This window comes from Collinsella sp. CLA-ER-H6, assembly GCF_040092305.1.
Classification (GTDB): domain Bacteria; phylum Actinomycetota; class Coriobacteriia; order Coriobacteriales; family Coriobacteriaceae; genus Collinsella.
The window spans coordinates 1-809 of sequence record NZ_JBBNLS010000043.1; the positions used below are offsets into that span (position 1 = coordinate 1).

At 60.0% G+C, this 809-nt stretch carries 1 protein-coding gene and 1 pseudogene; both read right to left on the reverse strand.

Features of this window, described 5'->3' with window-relative positions:
* Nucleotides 1-716, reverse strand: a 716-nt coding sequence (locus AAAX77_RS09820) for an IS3 family transposase (RefSeq protein ID WP_349106097.1), incomplete at its 3' end; no start/stop codon positions are given.
* Nucleotides 665-784, reverse strand: a pseudogene (locus AAAX77_RS09825) (transposase); the annotation flags it as partial. The pseudogene AAAX77_RS09825 and the gene AAAX77_RS09820, both read right to left, overlap by 52 nt.
* Nucleotides 785-809: the final 25 nt, after the last annotated feature.

Here is an 809-nt window from a genome sequence, read left to right on the forward strand (position 1 = left end):
TCTGGCGGACCCTCCCTGCCGACCGCCTGCTCCATCGCGTCGATCGCGACCTTCTCGGTGATGCGCTCGGACATCGACCAGCCCACGACCTTGCGGGAGAAGGCGTCTATCACGGCTGCGAGATAGAGCCACCCTTCTCTTGTGGGTATGTAGGTGATGTCGCCCACCCAAAGCCTGTTGCGCTCGCCCACGGTGAAAGCGCGCTCTACCAGGTTCAACCGAGGGTCTCCCGGCTCGACCTTCTTCTGGATGCGGTGTTTTCGGGTCGCGCCCTTTCCGGCAAGCCCGAGCTTCTGCATGATGCGGAGCACGCGCTCCTCGCTCACGACGATGCCGCTTTTTCGCAGTTCGCGGTTGATGCGCCGGTAGCCGTAACGGCCCTTGTGCCGCTCGAAGGCCTCGACGACGAAACCTTCGATCGCCTCCCGCTCTATCTGGGCGTCGGACTTCTTCCGGCCGAGATACTCGTAGAAACCGGATTTCGAGACTTTCATCAGCCCGCATGCCTTCTTGATGGGGCCGATCTCGCCCCTATGCTCTTTGAGGAACTCGAACCTCACGCATGGTCTTGACTCAAGAAGGCCCGGAAATTTTTTAGTATCTCGTTCTCGCGCTCGAGCTCCTCGACCTTCTTCTTGAGCTTCACGATCTCGTAGTCCTTGTTGATCTTCGGGGAGCCGTTTCCGGGGAACGCGCCGTCTCCCATCTCCTCGTATTCGCGGGCCCACCTTCTCAGCGTCGAATCCTTTATGCCGAGTTCCTCCGATAGGCCTTTGACCGTCATTTCCCCGGACAGGACCACCTTTGCC